We start from the raw sequence: 22,031 nt of genomic DNA on the forward strand, positions 1-22,031 counted from the left end.
GGTCAGAGCAGCGAGGGGTCTGATCCCGGCTTGTGCTGTGCGACAATACGCGTATTCGTGGCCCAAGTGAGTGCTGTACGCCAGAATGAACAGTTATTTGCGGAAACTGATGCAACAAAGTTTGCAACACAGTTAACGTAAAGGTAAAGTTCGCGACAAAGTTTTAACATCTTAGAGAGAGTGCTATGGCTAAGCAAATGGCAAAGGATCCTCAGAAAACCGCAGTGGTTACTGAACTGCAGGTTATTGAGGGTAACGCATTGAATATCCCAATGTATCAGTTGCTGAAAGAAGATGGCAGCGTGCACAAAGGTGCAGAGTTACCTGATATCGATAAAGAACTAGCGTTGAAAATGTTCGATACCATGCAATTTATTCGCGTGTTAGATGAACGTATGATTGCTGCACAGCGGCAAGGCCGCATCAGCTTTTATCTTTCATCGTTGGGCGAAGAAGCGGCAGCGATTGGTTCAGCGGCAGCATTGAAGTTTGAAGATATGATTATGGGCCAATATCGTGAGCAAGGCTCATTGGCTTTCCGTGGCTTTACCATTGAGCAGTTCATGAACCAGTTGTTCTCGAATGCCAAAGATCTTGGTAAAGGCCGCCAGATGCCTGTGCATTACGGCTCCGCTGAACTTAACTTCATGACCATCTCTTCACCGTTAGGCACACAAATTCCACAAGCGGCGGGCTATGCGTTTGGCCAGAAGCAAAGCGGCGATAAAACCTGCACCTTATGTTATTTCGGTGAAGGCGCAGCCTCTGAAGGTGATTTCCACGCCGGTATGAACATGGCGGCGGTATTGAAAGTGCCAGCAATATTCTTTTGCCGGAACAACGGTTACGCGATTTCTACTCCAGCGGCAGAGCAATTCGCCGGTGATGGGATTGCACCGCGTGCTGTTGGCTACGGTATGAAAGCCATTCGTGTTGATGGCAATGATATTTTTGCGGTTTATAAAGCTACCCAAGAAGCGCGCCGTTTAGCCGTTGAAGAAAATGAGCCGGTATTGATTGAAGCGATGTCGTATCGCATGGCTGGCCATTCTACTTCAGATGATCCAACGGGCTATCGCTCGCGGGAAGAGGAAGAAGCACGCCGGGTTCGTGAGCCAATGATTCGTTTCCGCAACTGGTTAGTGAAACAAGGCTGGATTACCGAAGAAGAAGCCGATGCGCAACAAAAAGCGCATAAAGACACCGTGCTTGCGGCATTGAAAGAAGCTGAAAAAGTAGACGTTCCGCACGTTGATGAAATCATTACCGATGTGTACGCCGAACCTACTGAAGCATTAAAAGTTCAGCTGGAAGAATTAAAAGCGCATATTCGTAAATATCCGGATGCTTATCCGAATACCTCAGGAGGCGTGAAATAATGGCTAAAATGAATTTGCTCCAAGCCATCAACAGCGCCCTCGATGTGGCGATGGCGAAAAACGATAAAGTATCTGTATTTGGTGAAGATGTTGGCCACTTTGGCGGCGTTTTCCGTGCTACCAGCGGCTTACAAGAAAAATATGGCCGCGCGCGCTGCTTCAATACCCCATTGGTAGAGCAAGGCATTATTGGTTTTGCTAACGGTTTAGCGGCTCAGGGCAGTTTGCCAGTAGCTGAAATTCAGTTTGGTGATTATATTTTCCCTGCGTTCGATCAAATCGTGAACGAAACCGCGAAATTCCGTTACCGTTCAGGGAATGAATTTAACGTAGGTGGTTTAACCATTCGTACGCCATACGGCGGCGGTATTCACGGTGGCCACTATCATTCGCAATCACCTGAAGCCTATTTTGCCCACACACCAGGTTTGAAAATTGTGATGCCACGTAACCCATACCAAGCCAAAGGGTTATTGTTGAGCGCTATTTTTGATCCGAACCCGGTGATTTTCATGGAACCGAAGCGTTTGTATCGCGCGGCGGTTGGTGAAGTGCCAGAAGAAGAATATACCTTGCCACTCGGTAAAGCTGAGGTAGTGCAGGAAGGTTCTGATGTAACGGTAATTGGTTGGGGCGCACAAGTTGAAGTAATCGAACGTGCGGCTGAGCTTGCGAAGAAAGATGGCGTAAGCGTTGAAATTATCGATTTGCGCAGCATTTTGCCGTGGGATGTGGATACGGTAGCGAAATCAGTAATGAAAACTGGCCGCGCTGTGGTAAGCCAAGAAGCGCCGCATACCATGGCATTTGGTAGTGAAGTGGCAGCAACGATTCAAGAGCGTTGCTTCCTATACCTTGAATCGCCAGTAATGCGTGCTTCAGGTTTAGATACGCCTTACCCATTAGCGCATGAGAAAGAGTACTTTTCAGATCATTTGAAAACGTACGAAGCCATTAAGCGTTCACTGAATTACTAATAGGAGCTCGCATGAGTACTGATTTCATTTTACCGGATATCGGCGAAGGTATCGTTGAGTGTGAAATCGTTGAATGGCAGGTCCAGGAAGGCGATTCAGTTCAAGAAGATCAAGTAGTGGTTGAGGTAATGACCGATAAAGCCGTGGTAGAAATCCCGGCTAAATTCGATGGTACTGTAACCAAGCTGTATTACGCCAAAGGCGATATTGCCAAAGTAGGCGAGCCTTTGTTTGCCATTGATTCAGAGGCCGGTGGTGCTCCAGCACAAACTGAGAGCAAGCCACAGCCCGCGGCGCCTGCAGATTCTTCAGCAGAAGAAGTGAAAGCAGATCCGAAAGAAGAAGTGAAGCCAGAAGCGAAAGGCCAGAGCAGTTCGCAAGGCTCATCCAACAGCGCCAACTTTATTTTACCGGATATCGGTGAAGGTATTGTTGAATGCGAAATCGTTGAGTGGCGCGTGAGCGAAGGCGATACCGTGGAAGAAGACCAAGTTGTGGTTGAAGTAATGACCGATAAAGCTGTGGTTGAGATTCCAGCGAAATCTGATGGTACCGTAAGCAAGTTATTTTATGCCAAAGGCGATATCGCAAGAGTGGGTGAACCATTGTTTGCGTTAGAAACAGCGGGCGGTTCGGATTCGGCAAGTGCGGCAGCAGAAACTAGCGATGATTCTGCACCAGCGGATGCACCTGTTGAATCAACAGCGCGTGCCGCCGGTGGTGAATTTGAAGCACCACAGCCTGCCGCTGATGGCAAAGCGCTGGCCAGCCCAGCGGTTCGCCGCCGTGCGCGCGAAGCCGGCATTGATTTAGTGAAAGTACAAGGCTCAGGTAAGAAAGGCCGTATCTTAAAAGAAGATTTAGAGAAGGCGCCAGGGCAAGCCGCTGAGCGCTCAGATAAGGCCGAGAGCGCTGCGAATTCAAGTGCTAGCTCAAGTGCCACGGCAACGGCTCCAGCAAGTGGTGGCAAGCGTACAGAGCCAGTTCGTGGCGTACGTGCAGCAATGGCCCGGCAAATGGCGGAATCGGTACGCACCATTCCACATTTCACTTACGCAGAAGAGTTTGATTTAACTGATTTGCGTATCATGCATGCGAAATTGAAAGCACAATATGCGGAGCAGGGCGTACGTCTTACGTTAATGCCATTCTTTATCAAAGCAATGAGCTTAGCGTTAAGTGAATTCCCAATTATGAACGCGCAGCTGAACGATGATGCTACTGAAATCACATATTTCGACGACCACAACATTGGTATGGCGGTTGCCACCAAAGTTGGCTTAATGGTGCCGAATATCAAACAAGTTCAGAATAAATCGTTGCTCGAAGTTGCTGAAGAAGTGAACCGTTTAACGGCTTCTGCGCGTGAAGGCAAAGTTGCTCAGGCTGATATGAAGGGCGGTACGATTACCATCTCGAATATCGGTGTTGTGGGCGGAACTGTTACTACGCCAATCATCAACAAACCCGAAGCGGCTATTGTTGCGCTTGGTAAAGTGCAAACCCTACCGCGTTTCGCTGCTGATGGCAGTGTAGTGGGGCGCGATATGATGGTGGCGAGCTGGTCGGGCGATCACCGTATTATTGATGGCGCAACCATTGCGAACTTCAACAAGCGCTGGCAGCAGTTCTTGGAAGATCCAATGCAGATGCTTACGGTTATGCGTTGAGATAAGGCGCTACTAGCGGCATTTAAAAAAGAAGGGCTCCATAACGGAGCCCTTTTTGTTTGTTCTTAAATTACTTAAGGCCTTTAGCGTTTTGCTGATATTTTCCGCACGAGGTTTGGAAAGAAACGCTGTAACGTCGGTGCGAGTTTACTTAAACCTTTGCCGACAATGACTTCACTGCGGTTATCTTCAATGGCTTTAATAATCGCTGCAGCACATTCTTCTGGGCTAATACCACCGGTGATATCCGGATCTTCTTGGTTTAGCTTGCTGCCATCGCCGGTAAGTGCGTTGTGAGAAACTTGGGTGCGCACGAAACCGGGGCAAATGGTGGTGAATTGCACATTATGCTCCGCCATTTCCGCGCGGGCACAATCCATAAAGCCGATCACACCGAACTTAGCGCCGGAATAACCGCTACGCAGTTTACTTCCCACCTTGCCGGCTACGCTGGCAATGGTAACCACATGCCCTTGTTTCCGAGCTGTCATTTGCGGTAACACGGCTTTGGTTAAAGCAATAACACTAAAGTAATCGATTTCCATGAGCTGGCGATAAACGCTTAAATCGGTTTCGAGTACCGCGCTGCGTTGGGAAACACCGGCGTTATTAATGAGAATGTCGATAGCTTCATTCGCAACCAGTGCTTGGCTTTGTTCGAACGCGGCTTCAGGGTTACTCAAATCGAGCGGGAATACGCTATGTTCGCCAGGTAGCCGCTGTGCCAGTTCTTCAAGCGTAGCCACGCTACGTGCGGTTAAAATTAGTTTGGCACCCTTGTTCGCTAACGCTTCTGCAAGCGCAAGGCCAATGCCGGAAGAAGCACCGGTGAGCCATATTGTTTTGCCGTTAATCTTGCTCATGCTTTCTTCTCTCTTACGTGTTGTTAAGCTTGCGCTTCAGCAGTTTCAATCACTTCGCGCACGGGCCTGAAGCTCTTGCGGTGAATCGGGCTAGCACCGTGCTTTTGCAAGGCTTCTAGGTGCGCTGCAGTGCCGTAAGCTTTGTGTTGTGCGAAATTATATTCTGGGTAACGCTCATGCCATTCTAACATTTGCCGATCACGCTCAACTTTCGCCAAAATTGAAGCAGCACCAATGCAGGCTTCTTTTAAATCGCCTTTAATAATGGCTTCGGCGGCAATCGCTAACTTGGGTACGCGATTACCATCAATCAGCGCCTTATGCGCCGCAATTGGCAGCGATTCAATGGCACGTTTCATGGCCAGCATTGAGGCTTGTAAGATATTAATTTCATCAATCTCATCGGCATCACATTGCGCAATAGCCCAAGCCAAGGCTTTTTCCTTAATTTCTAAGCTCAGGGCATTCCGTTTCTTTTCGCTAAGCTTTTTCGAATCGGTAATGCCCAAAATCGGATTTTCGGGATCAAGAATAACCGCTGCTGCAACCACAGGCCCAGCGATTGGCCCGCGGCCAGCTTCGTCGGCGCCACAAATATAGAAAACAGGCTCGCTCATATTAGCCGCAAACCTTCTGCACAATGGCGCGTATTTGTTCCTGCGCAGGTATTATTTCCGCCAAAGTAATGAATTCATCGGGCTGATGCGCCTGTTGAATTGAACCTGGGCCCATAACAATAGTTTCGCAGCCTAGCGCATCAACAAAAGGTGCTTCCGTGCAATAGTTCGCCGGCTCCGCAGTGTTGCCACTAATAGCCTCGGCAAGTTTCACTAACGCTGAATCAGCAGGGCACTCGTAGCCCGGAATCGGTTCGTGCATGGCAATGATCTCTAGCGCACCAGGATATAGTTCCTGCAATGGCGCTAAATGGGCATGTAACATTTCATTCAGGGTTTCAATACGCATGCCGGGCAATGGCCGCATATCCATGTGCAGTTCACAGCACGCACAAATTCGGTTAGCGGCATCACCGCCGTGGATATGGCCAAAGTTTAAGGTTGGGTAGGGCACCTCAAAGGCTGGGTGATGAAATTTATCTTTAAACTCTTGCTCTAACTTTTTCAAAGAGCCCAGAGCTTCATGCATGATGCTAATGGCATTCAAACCTGCAGCAGGCTTAGAGCTGTGTCCAGAGCGACCCGTAATACGCACGCAATCAGTGGTGTGGCCTTTGTGCATGCGCACCGGCACCATGTTCGTAGGTTCACCGATAACCGCGTATTCAGGTTTTAAATTGGCAAACCGATGCAATTCACGCGCACCGGCCATGCTAGTTTCTTCATCGGCCGTGGCTAGAATTCGCAACGGCTTTTTCAATTGGGTTAAATCTAAGCCACGAATGGCTTCTATAACGAATGCAAAGAAGCCTTTCATATCGGCACTACCGAGGCCATATAAGCGATTATCAGCTTCGGTAAGGGTAAATGGGTCGCGTGTCCAGCGGCCTTCATCCCACGGCACGGTATCGGTGTGGCCTGCTAACAATAGCCCACTGGCTTCGCCATTTTTCGGCTCCGGGCCAATACTGGCTAATAAATTGTATTTGCCGGCCTGTTTTTCCAGCTCCTGAATTTCAACGTGAAACCCGAGGCTCGATAACCACAGACCCAGTAATTCGATCACTTGGCGGTTGCTAATATCCCAAGTTGGTTCTAAACACGAAACCGAAGGCGCAGCGATTAGCTGGCGATACATATCAATAAAGGATGGCAAAGTAACGGCAGACATTGAAGCTCCTTTCACTTGGAAGCAAGTAAATCAGTTGGTGAAATTCGATGCAATTATCTTAGCACGCTTCCCAAAAAGAAAGGAGCCAAACCCAATGCTGGGTTCAGCTCCTTTTTGTATAACATAAGCGCTGTGGTTATAGATTAACCAGGGTAGCTGTATGTAGATTGCAAGCCTAGTGGAATACCAATGCCCCAGTAAATCAGCAAGAATGCTGACCACAGCACGAGTAGTGCAATGGAGTACGGCAGCATTAACGATACCAACGTGCCGATACCGGTGCCTTTCACGTAGCGCTGACAATACACCACAACCAATGGGAAGTAAGGGAGCAGCGGGGTGATGATATTACTGGCAGAATCACCGACACGGTAAGCCGCCTGCGTTAAATCAGGTGATAAACCAAGTTGCATCAACATCGGAACGAAAATAGGTGCGATAAGCATCCATTTCGCAGAAGCTGAACCAACAAACAGGTTAATGAAGGCTACCAAGAAGATAATACCTACCAAGGTTACGCCGCCAGGTAAGGCCATCGCTTGTAATAAGTTTGCGCCTTTAATGGATAGCAAAATACCGAGGTTAGAATCACCAAACGCTTTGATAAAGAGCGCACAGAAGAACGCCATTACCATGTAGTAGGCCATGCCTTCCATTGATTTGGTCATCGCACCAATTACATCGCGCGATTCTTTGAAATTACGGCTCACGTAGCCATGCACGATACCCGGCACCCAGAATAATAGGAATATAAGGGGTACAATCGATTGCATTAGTGGCGCGTTAAACGAGGCAATTTCTGCGGTTTCAGGATCACGTAGCGCTGAACCTTCAGGTACAGTTACCACAATCAGAATAATCACACCCAACAGCATGGTTAATACCGCACTGTAGAACGCTTTGCGATCGCGTGGTGATACTTCTTCGATTTGCGGCATGGCATCAGAATCGCCATCAACTTCAGTGCCTTTTAAGCGCGGCTCGATTACCTTATCGGTAAGATACCAACCTACAAGCACAACTAATAAACACGAAGCAGAAGTAAACGCCCAGTTGTTTAATGGGTTTAGCATTATTTCTGGGTTATGCATTTGTGCGGCAGTTTCTGTGATGCCTTGCAGTAACGGGTCGATAGCGCTGGGTACGAAGTTGGCACTAAAACCACCGGATACACCCGCGAATGCTGCGGCAATACCGGCAAGTGGGTGCCTACCAGCGGCGTAGAAAATAACGCCACCTAGCGGAATCACTAGCACGTAACCGGCATCAACCGCTGTATGGCTCACAATTGCTACCAGTATCAGCATCGGCGTAAGCAGCGCTTTAGGCGTGGTATTCAAAAGTAATTTAATACCTACGTTAATAAAGCCACTACGCTCTGCCACCCCGATACCTAGCATGGCTACAAGCACTACGCCTAATGGTGCAAAATACATAAATGTATTCACCATAGTCGCCAAGAAGTTAGCCATTGCCGTTGGTGCAAGGAGGTTGTTTACCGTGATTTCAACGCCTGTTCGTGGGTCGATTTCGGTGTAGGTAAACTGTGAAAAGATTAAACTTAAAACCCAAATAATGACCAATAAACCAGCAAACATGACCGCTGGATCTGGAAGTTTGTTACCAATTACTTCAACTTTGTTGAGTAAACGGTTGAGCAGCCCGGTTTGTGCACCCGTAGCATTATTATCTGCGCTCATAGCGAAGTTCCCCGTGGTTAACCACTGTTATCATTGTTGTTTAGCTTCGATTCGAAAACCGAAATTGATACTGGTATAGGCCAGTAAATTTTCGTTGTGCCACGTAAAAGCTGTGGTTTTGCGCGACAAGATGGTAAAAAACCAAATTAGCATACATGGATCATATCGATTTCGGTAGTGTTGTGTTGCCTTATTTACTGCCCGAAATGAATAATTGTCGTGCGCTATCTGCGGTCGGTCGCAGGTATTCACGATTAGTTAGGAAATTGTGTACTATGGACACATACAAAAATGACAACATAGGAACGATAAATATGCCGATTGCGAGAATTGAGCAGAGCAGAACAGCAATTAAACCAGCAAGTATTCCACGCAAACGCGGGTTTAACGCGTTCGCGTATAAAAAATTACTAGCCGCAGTAGCCGGCGTAATGGCGCTGCAAAGTCATGCCGCGCTCGCGGTTGATCGCGAAGATGTGCGTGCACATGTGTTGCCAAGTGCTGCCGTTGCGGTTTCTGATTCGGCACAAGCCGATAGTATTCGTGATAGCTTGGTTCGTCCTTGGTTATTCGAATACAGCGAGAGTGGTAGCCCGCTTACGGCACTGCAAGCTGAAAGTAGCCAGAGCGTGTTACGCGTGCCTATGCGTGTTGATCGCTTTACCCAAGGCAAGATGAATATCGAAGGGGTGGAGAAGGTAACGCTCTACCTGAACGGCGAGAAAGTTTCAGGTTCAGGCTCGGAATTTACATTGCATCTGGAAACAGGTGATCATCACCTTGTTGCCTTAGTGGAAGGCGTTGAGGATTGGTCGGCGGTAAACCTTGATTGGCAGGGCACAGCTGAACACGACCAAGTGAATAGTGATTGGCCAAGCGATTGGCGTTTGAGCGCTACTCAGCTATATGATGCCCCCACGGTAAATGGCGTTGATGTATCGGCAGATGGCCGTTATTTGGTAGTGCGAAAAAGCTGGCAGCAAAATGGCGAAGCGCAAAGCGAGCTGTTGTTGCGTGATTTGGAAGAAAACCGCGTGGTGTTCCGCTGGAACAACACCAGCGTTGGCAACTTTGCCTGGCATCCGCAAGACCATAAGCTGGCTTACATCAGTGGCCAAAAAGTACACATTCTTGATGTGAATGATTTATCCGTGAAAGAAGTTTCCGGCACGTTATCGGGCGCTAGCGGTTTACGTTGGTTAACCGATAATTCACTGATTTTCGGGTGGAGCAAATCGGCTGAAAGCGAAAGTAGTGTTACTAAACGTTATCAAGCACTCGAAGATCGTTGGAGTTACTTCCGCAATGTTTCCCAAATATTCACGTTAACCGTTGATACCGGCGTACTCACGCAAATTACAGAAGGGGGTAGCGGCCATAGTTTGCTGGATGTGCACAATAGCGGCGAACGCATTTTAGTTAGTGCTCGCAAAGTCGATTACGCTGCGCCGCCGCATTACGCTGTGGAAGCGTTTGAATTGAACTTAGCTACGAATGAGCGCCGCGATTTGGGCACGCACCGTACGTTTAGCCAAGCACTTTACCAAGGCGATACTATTTATATCACGGCTGGGCCTGAGTTTATGGAAGGCGCAGGCCGCGCGCCGGGCCTTAGCGATGACATGCTATCGAATAACTACGATGGCCAACTTTATCAACTGCAAGCGGATAATTCTGTGGTTGCATTAAGCCGCGAGTTTAACCCAGCCATTGGTGGTGTAACCGCACTGGGTAATGGTGATTTATTGCTGCGTGTTACCGATCGTGATGCTACCCAGTTGTATCGCTACGATACGCGCAACAATCGCTACATTAAGGTAAGCGCTGGTGTAGAGGTTGTTGATCAAGTTGCCGCAAGCCAGAGCCAATTCCCGCGGATCATCATTGGCGGCACCAGTGCAACCGAGCCACAGAAGCTGGTGAGCTTAGATCTGCAAGAAGGGCGTTTACGTGAACTTTGGGATAGTGCCGATGAAGCGTATGCGCATAACGATCTGAATGCGGTAGAAGAGTGGAACTTTACGAACAAACACGGCGATGAAATTGCCGGCCGAGTTTATTATCCGCATAACTTTGATGAGAACCAAAGCTATCCAGCGTTAGTGTATTACTACGGTGGTACCTCGCCGGTACAACGCGGATTCACTGGCCGTTATCCGTTTAACCTGTGGGCAAATCAAGGTTACGTGGTGTATGTATTGCAACCTACCGGCGCTACCGGTTTTGGCCAAGAATTTTCAGCTCGCCATGTAAATGCGTGGGGTGAATATACCGCGGAAGATATTATTCAAGGCACCGAAGAATTTCTTGCCGCTCACCCATTCGTAGATGCGGAACGCGTGGGCCACATGGGGGCATCGTATGGTGGCTTCATGACAATGCTATTGGCAACCATGACAGATTTGTATTCTGCTTCGATGTCGCATGCTGGTATCTCAAACATTACCTCATATTGGGGCCAAGGTTGGTGGGGCTTCTTGTATTCAGGCGAAGCGAGCAAAGGTAGCTTCCCGTGGAACAACCCTGAGTTATACACCGAGCAAAGCCCGGTATTCCATGCTGATAAAGTAACGGCACCGATGTTACTAATTCACGGTGATGCGGATACGAATGTGCCTCCGGGCGAGAGCCACAATATGTATACCGCCCTGAAACTCCTTGATAAAGAAGTAGAGTTGGTGGAATACAAAGGCCAAGATCACCATATCATGGGCCGTGAAGCGCGCCTAAATTGGTGGGCAACCTACATGGCTTGGTTTGATAAGCAGTTAAAAGACGAGCCAGAATGGTGGGATCATTTATACCCTGAAGCTGAATAAGAATAGATGATTCAGCTGCCTTTAAACCGGCGATATACACTGGCACCTATATTGGTGTCAGTGTTGCTTTTGGCGATATTTTTATTGCCGGAAAGTGTTTTACTGCAGTTAACCTTTGAACGAGCGCCGATTGCTGATGGCGAGTTTTGGCGCCTTTTTAGTGGTCAGTTTGTACATTTTTCTTGGGGGCATCTGTGGCTAAATATTGCGGGTATCTGGGTGATGTATTTACTCTTTGCTGAACACACGGCAAGTTGGCGCTACCCGCTACTGATTGGTTTATTAGCGTTTGCGAGCAACCTTGGCATGTATCTGTTTAACCCTGAAGTTGAGGCCTACGTTGGATTCTCCGGCGTTTTATATGGCATCTTTGCGTGGGGAGCCGTGGTTGATATTTGTAAAGGTATAAAGCTAGGCTGGCTGCTCTTTATCGGCATCATGTTGAAAGTGAGTTGGGAATATTTCGCGGGGCCCGTTGCGATAGGCGCGGCAACCGTTGATAACCTCGCGGTTTCTGCGCACTTCTTTGGTGCTTTAGGTGGTTTAATTCTGGCGTTGATACAAACACGCTGGCGCTAAGGTTCCCACAACGATATTGGAAATTACCGCCAGCGTTATACTAAATAACCAGCAAAGGCTTACATATCAGCCAATGGTGATGCCACACAAATACCTTGAACAACGTTTGGCTTCACTTCATCTACTACCGCACAATCACCTACTAAACCTTCTTGCTGATTAAAGCGGTTCGAGAGGGTATTGTACAATTCTACTTTCTCTTCTAATACTTCTGAATCAGTTACTTTCGTTGAATAAACCAACCAGTTTGCCGGGCCACCACAGGGTTTAGCGCCAAATGGTAAAGCTTTGCACTGGCTTGGATTATCCGCTTCGGGTGTACCAACTAAACGAAAAATCTCACCAGCAAGGGCACTCAACTGCTCAGCTTCAATCGTATCGCTATATTCAGGTGCAAGCTCAGCAGGTTCTCCGGCGTGCTCAAGTTCTTCCATGTTGTCACTGCATGCGCTGAGCATAATTGCGCAACAACCGGCAACGAGTAAAGCAAGGTATGTCTTTTTCATAGTTTCTGTTCCTTAGATCGAAAACTTGACCTTAGTGTAGCAAAAAGGGGCCCGAAAGCCCCTTTAATCACTTCAACTTCATGAAGTTTTTACATTATCACCAGCAAGTTACATGCTTTTGGCATGTTGGCGGCGGCGTATCCATACTAACGGCAAGCCAAGTAGTACGATTAGGGCGCCGAAGCTACCTTCGTACCATTTCTTGCTTGAATAGCGTTGCAGGTCTACTGATACGGTTGCCGTATCATTTAACTCGCCATCGCTAACCGTTACTTGGAAGGTAAGCGTAGTATCGGTGTTTGAGCGTGGTGCAATAAAGCTCGCGCTCGCCGAACTAGCATTACTTATCTCCGCTGTAGGGCCATCTGTTTGCACCCAACTATAGCTCAGTGGATCACCATCTGGATCTGAGCTACCAGAAGCGTTCAAGGTTCCTTCTTTACCGGCTTCAATAGTAGTAACAGAAGCTGATGCTGCAGCAACGGGTGCAGAGTTAGTAACGGTAACGGTTACTTCGCCCGGCATAGTAAAGCGGCCTGCATCGTCTTCAACACGGTAAGTAAAGGTGAAATCACCGCTACGGCCAGATGCTGGCGTAAATACCAATTGCCCATCTTCGATAGACGCTGTTCCGTGGTCAGCTTGCCCCACTACTGCAGCAGAAAGCACGTCACCTTCTTCAACCACCAATGGTGTATAGGCTTCATACACAACGCCGTCGTTTTCAAGTGTTACGTTGCTCAAACCACGGTTTGAAGCTGGCGTAAACAATTCACTGAAATCGATAGCGATATCGTCGTTCGGTGCGCCTTCAGCAGTAAGCGTTGGTGCAACGCCCATTAAACCAGTTGTTACATCGTAGTTTAAGGTTACGATTGAATCACCAGGAATCAGCTCGGCTTTCAATAGTAGCTCATTGCTAAGCGTACCATCGTAGGTTAAGCCTACAGTACCAGTGCTATCTTCGAAGCCTACGGTGTACTCATCTGTGATGGTTGCAGGAACGTCGATATAGTTGAAGTAAACTTCATCGGTTCCAAGCTTCATCCACACAGAGAACGTATAGCGGTCATCTGCGTTATCAACGGTGCGAACATCGAACCATTCCCAGATAAACCAACTATCGTCGCCTACAGCAACAACGGCGAACTCCATAGCACCCTCTGCAGCGCCACCAACCACGAAATCAGCCCATAAAGGCGCAATTACGTTGTTTGGAGGCGTTTCAGATGGCATTTGTTGTGGCGCCCAACCACCCGCATGCGTTTGCGTGCCGGCAGTGATATAACCGTTCGGGCTAATATTCAACGTTGTGTATTGCACACCGTTGTATATGAAACCGCCTTCATCGCTAATATCAAAGTTAAACACGTTGTCATCACAAACATCTGAACAAGGTGCTTGTGTTGGCGCTGAGGTAAGTAAGTCGCGCAGTGATACACCTGAATTTACAGGTAACGAGCCACCGGTGCGCAGTTCTGTGCTTGCTTCGCCATCAACAAACGCACCTGTCCATGTAAATGAACGGCCGTCAGCTGCAACTTCTAAGCTCGTTTCTTCAGCATTCATGAGTACTGGATCAATGCTATCCGCAATTAGCTCAGCGGTTTCTGGCACTTCAACGGTAACCACAATCTCGCCATCAAGATTTTCGCGATTGATCTGAGCCCGCAAGGTTGCTTCTTCACCCGTAACGATTGGGCCTGAAGTAACTGCAGCAGAAACTAAATCATCGTTATCTGATTTTACCGCTTGTACCGCAAATGGAACGATAGCATCGGCATAGTTACCACTTAAATCGTTGAACACAAGGTGCCCAAACTGCCAGCCATCGCCAGCGTAAGTAGTATCAATTTCAATTTCGAAAGTTGATGATGCACCACCTTCTAAAGTGATTTCACTCATGCTTACCGAAATATCCAGATTTGGATCGAAAGGAACAAACTCTACCGCCCAATCTGTGGTTTCTGACATCAAGTTCGTTACCGTGCGTTCGAACGAACATACCGGCGCACACGAAGTGCCTGATAATGATGCGGTATCAAATGCAACAGCTGTGCTCAGTGCCGCTTCAATATCTAACCGGCCAGCACCCATATCAAACGGGCTCGCCTGATCAGCGCCATTTTGCATACGCACAGCAGGGTTGCTCGATGTCATCAACACTGATTTCACTTGATACGGATTCAGTGAAGGGCGAAGCTGGCGAATAATCGCTGCTGCACCAGCAACATGTGGGCTAGCCATACTGGTACCGCTAATGGCGCCATATCCACTTTCAGTTGGGTATGCAGAAAGAATATTAGTACCGGGTGCTGCGATATCTGGTTTCAAGAACGAGGTATCGGCATTCGGGCCACGTGAGCTACCGGTAGCCATAATATCAACGTTCGCAGAATTAATGATTTGCTGAGCATCATTCAAGGTAGCGGTATCACCGTCTACCCAAGCTTCAGCTACATCTTCACCATCCGTTTGCGTAATCGATACACTTGGCAGTGTAGCGGCGGCCATGTTCATGTTGATAATACCGATCTCGTTATTAGCAACAATCATACCAATGGCACCGGCATCTTGCAGGTTGTTCGCTTTCGTTTCAAAGTTACACTCGCCGCGATCAACCATAATGATATGGCCATCAAAAACGCTGCTATCGGTGAAGCTTTCACACGCAAGCAAGTTTTCTTCAACTACTTCGCCAATCGGAGCAAATGGGCCCGTTACCGGCGTTTCTATGCTGAAATCGCCGTTACCTACACTGGCTACTAATTCGAGGCCAGAAACACTGAGTGGCGCACCGAAAGTACGGCCAGTTTGTGTGTTGGCTACGGCAAGGCCTGACTCGGCACATGCTGGGCAACCAATCGTGCGCTCTGCTGGACCATCATTACCGGCAGCAGAAACCACAACTACGCCTGCAGCTTCTAAAGCGGCAAACATGTTCGGGTAAGGGCTAGTTGAAGGGTGTGCACCACCGGCGCCGCCCCATGAGTTATTAATTACATGTGCGCCATCATAAAATGCATCTTCAAGTGCGCCCATTAGTTGCGAGCTAAAACCTGAAGAACGGCCATCAGGGCCAACAAACAGTGCTTTATAAGCCATTAGTGAAGCACCTGGTGCAACACCTGAGAAGCTCAACGCAACTTGCTCGTGCTCTGTGCTCACTAAGTTACCTACACTAGTGCCCGCTACGTGAGTACCGTGGCCACTTACATCGTGTGGTGTGGTTACTTCTTGAGGGTGCAGAGGTAAATTAGCGTTCGGATAAGAGCGGGCGATGATAAGTTTATCGTTACAGAACGCAGGCTCTGTTGTTGCACAGTAATCATCGTTTGGTAAGCCGGCAGGGCGAACGTGGCCATTGGCAGCAAACATTGGGTGATCTGGCAAAATACCACTATCAATTACCGCTACGCGAATATCAGTACCGGCATTTTCACGGCCGCTTACGATGTCCCATGCGGCTGCTGCGTTAATAAGGCTATTCGAAGCGTCCATACTGGCGTAATGGCGCTCATTTTTATAAACGCGTTTAACACCCGGTACGGCGGCAAGCTCAGACATCGCTTTGCTTGAATTTGGTAGCTCAACAATAACGGCATTCATTAAGCCTTGCATGCTCTGCACGAGCTGGGCTTGTGGAATAACAGATTGGAGCTGATTAACGAATGCAGTTTGTTCACTCACCAAAAAGCTTCGATAATCGTTTGCGGCGGCAGTGCTAACATCTACACGAGAAGTTTGCCCTGAACTGCGCGTTGTTGCAGCGTAACCTGGAACGCCACCTGAATATGTGGCTACTGGCGAATGCTCGAGTTCCACAATGTAGTAGTTTTCTTCACGGGCACGATTTTCTGCAGTGCCTTTGATCTTTTCAACTTGTGCAGTATGTTGGTTCAGCGGTGTAAGACGATCGTCAACTTTCACTTGCTCAAGGCCATTGGCGTAAACACCAGCGGAAGCAACTGAAAGCACCGCACCTGCAACTAAACTAAGTCGCAAGTTAGGTCGCAAGTTGGGAATGAAGCTATTTTTCATTATAATTATCCTGTTGTTTGGGTAACTCTTCCGCGCTACTAAAGAATTATGAGATAATGGTTCTACTGAAAACGCGGACACATTCGATAGTAAACTAATTCTGATTCGACCCTAAGTATCTCTGTTACAGAATATGTAACAAAATGTTAACAGGATCAATGAGACTCATACCAGCGGTGTAGGAAATATAAAATGCAATCAATTCCACATGTAGACATGTCGGCGCATGCAGACGATTTTAATAGTTTTGTAAAGTCCATTGGCGAAGGTTACGAAGTGAACGGCTTTGTTGCATTAACCAATCACGGCATTCCGGATGAAACTATTCATGCAGCGCTCGATGCCACGCGAGATTTGTTTGCGCTTCCGGAAGATGTGAAAAAGCAATATCACAAGCCGGGCATGGGTGGCGCGCGCGGCTATACGCCTTTTGGCACTGAAATTGCGAAAGATGCCAAGCATGTGGATTTGAAAGAGTTTTGGCACGTAGGCCGGGAAGTTGCTGATAATGCAAAGTATCCGCAGTTAACGCCGAATGTATGGCCGCAAGAGTTACCTTCGTTCAAAGAAACTACTACAGAGCTATTCAATGCGCTGGACGAATTAGGTAATCAAGTGCTGGAAGGTATTGCTGTGTACTTAGGCCAGCCGCGTGATTATTTCCGTTCGCGAGTAAATGAAGGCAATTCAATTTTACGGCCCCTACATTACCCACCAATCGTAGAAGAGGGTACGCCTTCAGTGCGTGCAGCTGCCCACGAAGATATCAACGTAATTACTTTGCTGATCGGTTCGCGGGAGCCAGGGCTAGAAGTATTATCGAAATCAGGCGATTGGATTCCGGTAACGATTTTGGAAGGCGCAATTATCTGTAACGTGGGCGATATGCTTCAGCGTTTAACGAATGGTGTTCTACCTTCAACTACGCACCGGGTAGTAAACCCACCGGCGCCACATAATCAAAAATCACGGTATTCCATTCCGTTTTTCTTACATTTTAATCCTGATGTGGTTATTGATGCGTTACCGCAATGCGTTACCGCTGAAAATCCGAAGCGGCAAGAACCGATTACCGCTGATGATTATTTAATGGAACGTTTACGCGAAATTGGGTTGGTGAAGTGAATTTATTAATTCGGCTATTTTGGATACTCCTCAGCCGACGCAAAGAACCACAATGCGGAGCGTTTGATACGCTCCGTGTTTGTTCTCGGGTATACCCAAACGATCTTGATCTCAACATGCATGTGAACAATGGCCGTTTTTTAACCTTTGCTGATTTAGGCAGGGTAGATTGGTTCTTTCGCAGTGGTGCTTGGGGTGTGGCGCGCAAAAAAGGATTTATTCCGGTAATCGGCGATGTAAATGCGCGTTTTATTCGGCAGTTAAAAGCGTTTGATCGTTTTTATGTAGAAACGCGATTGCTCGGTTGGGATGATAAGTGGGCGTTTCTAGAGCACAAAATATTGGATAAAAACGATCGCGTTGCCGGCTTAATTGTTGTCCGTGGTATGTTCTGGAGCAAGAAACACGGTGGTTTGAAGCCGGTAGATCTCATTGAGGCAACAGGTAACGCGAAAAGCGAAGAACTACTGGAATCACCAGCGTTACCGGAATGGGTTGAGAAGTGGCGAGAAACACTCGATTCACTCTCCGCCACAGCGCGTAAAGAGAAAGAAATTCAACGTTCGCTCGAAGATAGATAAAAAAAACGCCCCAGCAAAGATACTGGGGCGCGCAAATCACTTATCGAGCCTTGGGGGGATAGTTGCTCATGCAACTGATGGCCTTCACTCCCACAAAAGATTCGGCCAGCTCTAACAAGTGAATCAGGGTTTGCACGATGTGTTGCAATCGGCATCTTTAATGTAGCGTATTTTACGCGGGTAAGAACTTGGTTTACTGAATCTTTACTTGGGGTTATTTTAAATTAATCAAGGTGTTTAGCGCATAAAAAAACACCGCAGGCATTTACTTGTAAGGGTAAAGCGTGCGGTGTTTTTATTTATGCTAATTACTAGCTAAGAATTAGGCGTTGTTACGGCCCCATTCGTGAGCCGCAGGGCCCGCTAGTAGATCTTCAGGTGCGAAATCATCTACGTTGATGACACGCAAACGGCCTTCTTCAGCGCGCTTGAAGAGTTCAACTTCTTCATCCGTAAGCACACCCAACTCTTTACCGCGTATGCCAACTTCATGTAAGCGGGTAAAGGATAGGCGTTCGCCTGCTGCTTTTTCCACTTTCGCATGCAGTGGTTCAACCGCAATGATATCCACTAAAACTTCTTCAAGGTAACCAAATGGGCCTTTTGGTGAAAGGAACTGACCTTCACCTAAACGCGTACGTGCAGCGTTTGGTTCCATAAGGATACGTGAGATTTTGTGGCCTAACTTATCGCTAGGTGCTTTCACAACACGGCCAAACGGATACATCATACCTTTTAACAAGCTGCCTACGGTGCCGAAGTTTTCCAGCATTTCTAACTGGCTTTCTTGTAGCTTACGTAGGGTATCTTGCATAGCCCAATGCACTAACGGTAAATCTTCCGCCGGGCGGCCATCATCTTCAAAACGCTTCAGAATGGCTGAACCGATGAAGAGGTAGCTCAACATATCGCCTAGGCGCGCAGAGATACGCTCACGGCGTTTCAATTCGCCACCTAACACACCCATGGCAACATCCGACATGAACGCGAGGTTCGAGCTGAAGCGTGTCATTAAGCGATAGTATTTCGCTGTGCTATCGGTAGCTGGCGCTGACGTAAAGCGCGCACCGCCGAAACCAAACCAAAGGGAACGCACAAAATTGCTGAACACGAAACCGATATGGCCGAAAAGGGCTTTATCAAAACGATCTAAACCTTCTTTGCCTTTGATTCCCGCCGCTTCCATTTCTTCTAATACAAACGGATGACAGCGAATAGCGCCTTGGCCATAAATCATTAAGCTACGGGTAAGAATGTTCGCGCCTTCAACGGTAATGGCTACCGGCGTGCCTTGATAGCCACGGCCTAGGTAGTTATTTGGGCCTAAACAGATACCCTTACCACCGTGCACATCCATAGCATCGTTCATTACTTGGCGCAGTTTCTCAGTCATGTGGTATTTAGAAATTGCTGAGATAACCGAAGGTTTCTCACCAAGATCTAAACCAGTAGTAGAGAACTTGGTTACCGCGTCCATCAAGTAGGCGTTACCACCGATACGTGCCATGGCTTCTTCAACACCTTCCATTTTACCGATAGGTAATTTGAACTGGCGGCGAATGCGCGAATAAGCACCGGTAACCAACGCAAGTGATTTCGCACCACCGGCACTGTTCGAAGGTAGGGTAATAACCCGGCCCACTGATAAACATTCCATCAGCATGCGCCAGCCTTTACCAGCCATTGCTTGGCCACCAATGATGAAATCCATTGGAATAAATACATCTTTACCTTGAATAGGGCCGTTATGGAACGGAACATTTAATGGTAAGTGGCGGCGGCCAATGGTCATGCCTTCGATATCGCGCGGCAATAACGCACAGGTAATACCGATATCTTTAGTATCACCAATCAAGCCATCTGGATCGTGCATTTTAAACGCCAAACCAACAACCGTGGCTACTGGCGCAAGCGTGATATAGCGCTTGTTGAAGTTAAGGCGTAAACCAAGAACTTCTTTACCTTCCCATTCGCCTTTACACACAACACCGGTATCCGGAATTGAGCCCGCATCAGAGCCAGCTTCCGGGCTTGTTAATGCGAAACACGGAATTTCCTGGCCGTTTGCCAAGCGTGGAAGATAATAATCTTGCTGTTCTTTGGTGCCGTAATGCTGCAATAGCTCGCCTGGGCCTAACGAGTTAGGCACACCTACGGTGCTGGCCAAAATAGTAGAGTGGCCGGCAAGCTTTTGTAAAATGCGTGATTGCGCATAGGCTGAGAACTCTAAACCGCCATATTCTTTCTTGATGATCATGGCGAAGAATTTTTCATCTTTCAGATATTGCCAAACGTTTTCTGGCATATCGGCAAGCTCGTGCGTTGCTTTCCAATCATCCAACATGGCGCAAACTTCATCGCACTGGTTGTCTAAAAATGATTGCTCTTCAGCAGAAAGCTTCGGCGCTGGAATGCTGTGCATTTTTTTCCAGTTTGGTGTACCACGGAAAATTTCGCCATCCCACCATACCGTGCCGGCTTCAAGCGCATCGCGCTCGGTTTGCGACATTTCTGGCATGATTTTGCGGTATACCGTAAGAATACGCTTCGCCAAAATGTTCTTGCGAATAAAAGGAAGGTTAAACGGCAACAAAATAACCGCAGCAATAACCCAAGGAACCCATGCAAACAAACCGGTAAAGGTACCGATTGCGAGCATTAAAATAGTACCTAGCGTAAACGTGCGCAGTGATGCGCGATGATAAAGTAAGGCACCTAAAATAATTAAGGTAGCAATACACCAAATAGCCACACTCATTTGTATCTCCTGAGGTTTGAGGTCAGACCAGTAATCTTCTAAAGTAGTGCAATTCAAGTTAATTTGCAAGCCCTGTGTAAACTCGATAGCCTAACTGTAAATGAACTTGTAGCCTGATTTTTGGTCTGAAAAAGTGTTATTCACCATTCGCAATTATTTATCCTGATAAACAGGCGGGTTATGCAATTGATGTATTTTCTGCAACGCTCCGAACGCATTAACCCTTTCGTTAATGCGTCAACGAACACGCTAACGCAAGTGCCAGCAATTCCTGTGCGCCATCTTGCCGTAATTGCAAACGTAAGTGCAAAAGCGGCTCTTCACAGAGCCTGCATGCGTGCACGAATAGCTTACGCTGTTGTGGGGAGCAGTTTTATTACAAGAACCATGCTTTTCGGATTATTAATTGCCGGTGGCATGCTTGTTTCGCAACCGGCTGCTGCTGGTGAATCGGAACGTGCAGCCAGTGAACTCACAACAACTGAACCTGCTACAACTGAACTTACTACAAAGAATACGGCGGTAAGCTTAGAGTGGATTGAAACCGCCACGCAAATAACCCAACCCTATAAAGCCACTTATGATCTAAATCGCCGCGGCCGCACACATGGCACGGCGGAGCGCGAACTTACCGTAAACGCAGCGGGCGAGTGGCGTTATCAAACCAACACCCGCGCTTCGATTCTGTTCCTTTCCGATAGACGCTACAACGATAGCTTGTTTCAAATGAACGGCTATTACGTAGAGCCAATTACGTATGAATACGCGCGCCGTGGTACCGGCTCTGATCAAGATTATCGTGTGCGCTTCCAACGCGCTGAAAAAACATTAAAAACCCTCGATGGCGAAGAAGTAACTGCGGAATGGCGTGAACACTTGCTTGATGCCAATGCGGTGTTGCATCAACTGCAAATCGATGTGGCTATTGCCGAGGCGCAAACCTTTGCGTATGAGTTAATTGATGAAGATGGCCGCAACGAAAGTTATGAGTTTGCGATTACCGGCGAAGAAACCATGCAGGTGCGCGGTGAAGCTATGCCAGTGATCAAAGTAGAGCGGGTGCGTGATCACAATCGCCGGCAAACCTATTTTTGGTTTGCCCCAAGCTTGAACTACACTCTAGTAGGCATGCAACAAATCGAAGAAGGCAAAGAGCAGTTGCGTTTAGTGCTTACAGATTTGCAGTTTTACGAGGGTGGTTGAGGCCACGCGTTCTCTGGCAAAAGCGTTTAAACAAAAAAAGCA

The 22,031-nt window shown here is 47.8% G+C and carries 15 protein-coding genes; 8 read left to right on the plus strand and 7 right to left on the minus strand.

Annotated features, from left to right (window positions below; genetic code table 11):
- The first annotated feature begins 185 nt into the window (after positions 1-185).
- Genes CWE13_RS00190 through CWE13_RS00200 form a run of 3 tightly spaced genes read left to right on the plus strand, consistent with a single transcriptional unit; the run spans position 186 to position 4,026 of the window.
- The gene (locus CWE13_RS00190) at positions 186-1,379 is read left to right on the plus strand and encodes a thiamine pyrophosphate-dependent dehydrogenase E1 component subunit alpha (RefSeq protein ID WP_420837027.1); all 1,194 of its coding nucleotides are present in this window, start codon (positions 186-188) and stop codon (positions 1,377-1,379) included.
- A complete protein-coding gene (locus CWE13_RS00195) occupies positions 1,379-2,356 on the plus strand; it encodes an alpha-ketoacid dehydrogenase subunit beta (protein ID WP_126805337.1) in 978 nt (325 codons plus the stop codon). Before CWE13_RS00190 ends, CWE13_RS00195 begins: the two co-directional genes overlap by 1 nt.
- Positions 2,357-2,367: 11 nt before the next feature.
- Positions 2,368-4,026: a dihydrolipoyllysine-residue acetyltransferase gene (locus tag CWE13_RS00200; protein WP_126805338.1), complete on the plus strand. Its 1,659-nt coding sequence runs from the start codon at positions 2,368-2,370 to the stop codon at positions 4,024-4,026.
- A gap of 83 nt (positions 4,027-4,109) precedes the next feature.
- On the opposite strand, the gene CWE13_RS00205 is transcribed toward CWE13_RS00200, so the two are convergent.
- From CWE13_RS00205 to CWE13_RS00220, 4 genes are all read right to left on the minus strand, one after another.
- Complete coding sequence (locus CWE13_RS00205) at positions 4,110-4,889, minus strand: SDR family oxidoreductase (RefSeq protein ID WP_126805339.1); 780 nt, start codon at positions 4,887-4,889, stop codon at positions 4,110-4,112.
- 23 nt (positions 4,890-4,912) lie between these two features.
- On the minus strand, positions 4,913-5,506 hold the full coding sequence (gene rnhB / locus CWE13_RS00210) for a ribonuclease HII (protein WP_126805340.1): 594 nt from the start codon (positions 5,504-5,506) through the stop codon (positions 4,913-4,915).
- A gap of 1 nt (position 5,507) precedes the next feature.
- Positions 5,508-6,677: an acetylornithine deacetylase gene (argE, locus tag CWE13_RS00215; RefSeq protein WP_126805341.1), complete on the minus strand. Its 1,170-nt coding sequence runs from the start codon at positions 6,675-6,677 to the stop codon at positions 5,508-5,510.
- 143 nt (positions 6,678-6,820) lie between these two features.
- Positions 6,821-8,377: an AbgT family transporter gene (locus CWE13_RS00220; RefSeq protein ID WP_126805342.1), complete on the minus strand. Its 1,557-nt coding sequence runs from the start codon at positions 8,375-8,377 to the stop codon at positions 6,821-6,823.
- Positions 8,378-8,691: 314 nt separating this feature from the next.
- Here CWE13_RS00220 and CWE13_RS00225 point away from each other — a divergent pair, with 314 nt between their 5' ends.
- Both CWE13_RS00225 and rrtA read left to right on the plus strand, forming a co-directional pair.
- Entirely contained in the window at positions 8,692-11,196 is a 2,505-nt protein-coding gene (locus CWE13_RS00225) for an alpha/beta hydrolase family protein (protein WP_126805343.1), read from the plus strand.
- 6 nt (positions 11,197-11,202) lie between these two features.
- Positions 11,203-11,775, plus strand: coding sequence for a rhombosortase (gene rrtA / locus CWE13_RS00230; protein ID WP_126805344.1), 573 nt, complete (start codon positions 11,203-11,205; stop codon positions 11,773-11,775).
- Between the two features lie 59 nt (positions 11,776-11,834).
- Here rrtA and CWE13_RS00235 read toward each other — a convergent pair whose 3' ends face one another.
- Together CWE13_RS00235 and CWE13_RS12670 are read right to left on the minus strand one after the other, a co-directional pair.
- Positions 11,835-12,281 (minus strand): hypothetical protein, encoded by a 447-nt coding sequence (locus CWE13_RS00235; protein WP_126805345.1) that lies wholly within the window; start codon positions 12,279-12,281, stop codon positions 11,835-11,837.
- A 108-nt stretch (positions 12,282-12,389) separates the two neighbouring features.
- On the minus strand, positions 12,390-16,322 hold the full coding sequence (locus CWE13_RS12670; RefSeq protein ID WP_126805346.1) for a S8 family serine peptidase: 3,933 nt from the start codon (positions 16,320-16,322) through the stop codon (positions 12,390-12,392).
- A 192-nt stretch (positions 16,323-16,514) separates the two neighbouring features.
- Here CWE13_RS12670 and CWE13_RS00245 point away from each other — a divergent pair, with 192 nt between their 5' ends.
- Complete coding sequence (locus tag CWE13_RS00245) at positions 16,515-17,447, plus strand: isopenicillin N synthase family dioxygenase (protein ID WP_126805347.1); 933 nt, start codon at positions 16,515-16,517, stop codon at positions 17,445-17,447.
- Positions 17,444-18,028, plus strand: a complete 585-nt coding sequence (locus CWE13_RS00250; RefSeq protein ID WP_126805348.1) for an acyl-CoA thioesterase — start codon at positions 17,444-17,446, stop codon at positions 18,026-18,028. The genes CWE13_RS00245 and CWE13_RS00250 overlap by 4 nt, the downstream gene beginning before the upstream one ends.
- Before the next feature lie 322 nt (positions 18,029-18,350).
- On the opposite strand, the gene fadE is transcribed toward CWE13_RS00250, so the two are convergent.
- Entirely contained in the window at positions 18,351-20,786 is a 2,436-nt protein-coding gene (gene fadE, locus CWE13_RS00255) for an acyl-CoA dehydrogenase FadE (RefSeq protein ID WP_126805349.1), read from the minus strand.
- A 180-nt stretch (positions 20,787-20,966) separates the two neighbouring features.
- Between fadE and CWE13_RS00260 the strand changes: the two genes are divergently transcribed.
- On the plus strand, positions 20,967-21,989 hold the full coding sequence (locus tag CWE13_RS00260) for a DUF3108 domain-containing protein (RefSeq protein ID WP_126805350.1): 1,023 nt from the start codon (positions 20,967-20,969) through the stop codon (positions 21,987-21,989).
- The last annotated feature ends 42 nt before the right edge of the window (positions 21,990-22,031 follow it).

Origin of the sequence: Aliidiomarina shirensis (assembly GCF_003987345.1) — a bacterium.
Taxonomy (GTDB): Bacteria; Pseudomonadota; Gammaproteobacteria; order Enterobacterales; family Alteromonadaceae; genus Aliidiomarina; species Aliidiomarina shirensis.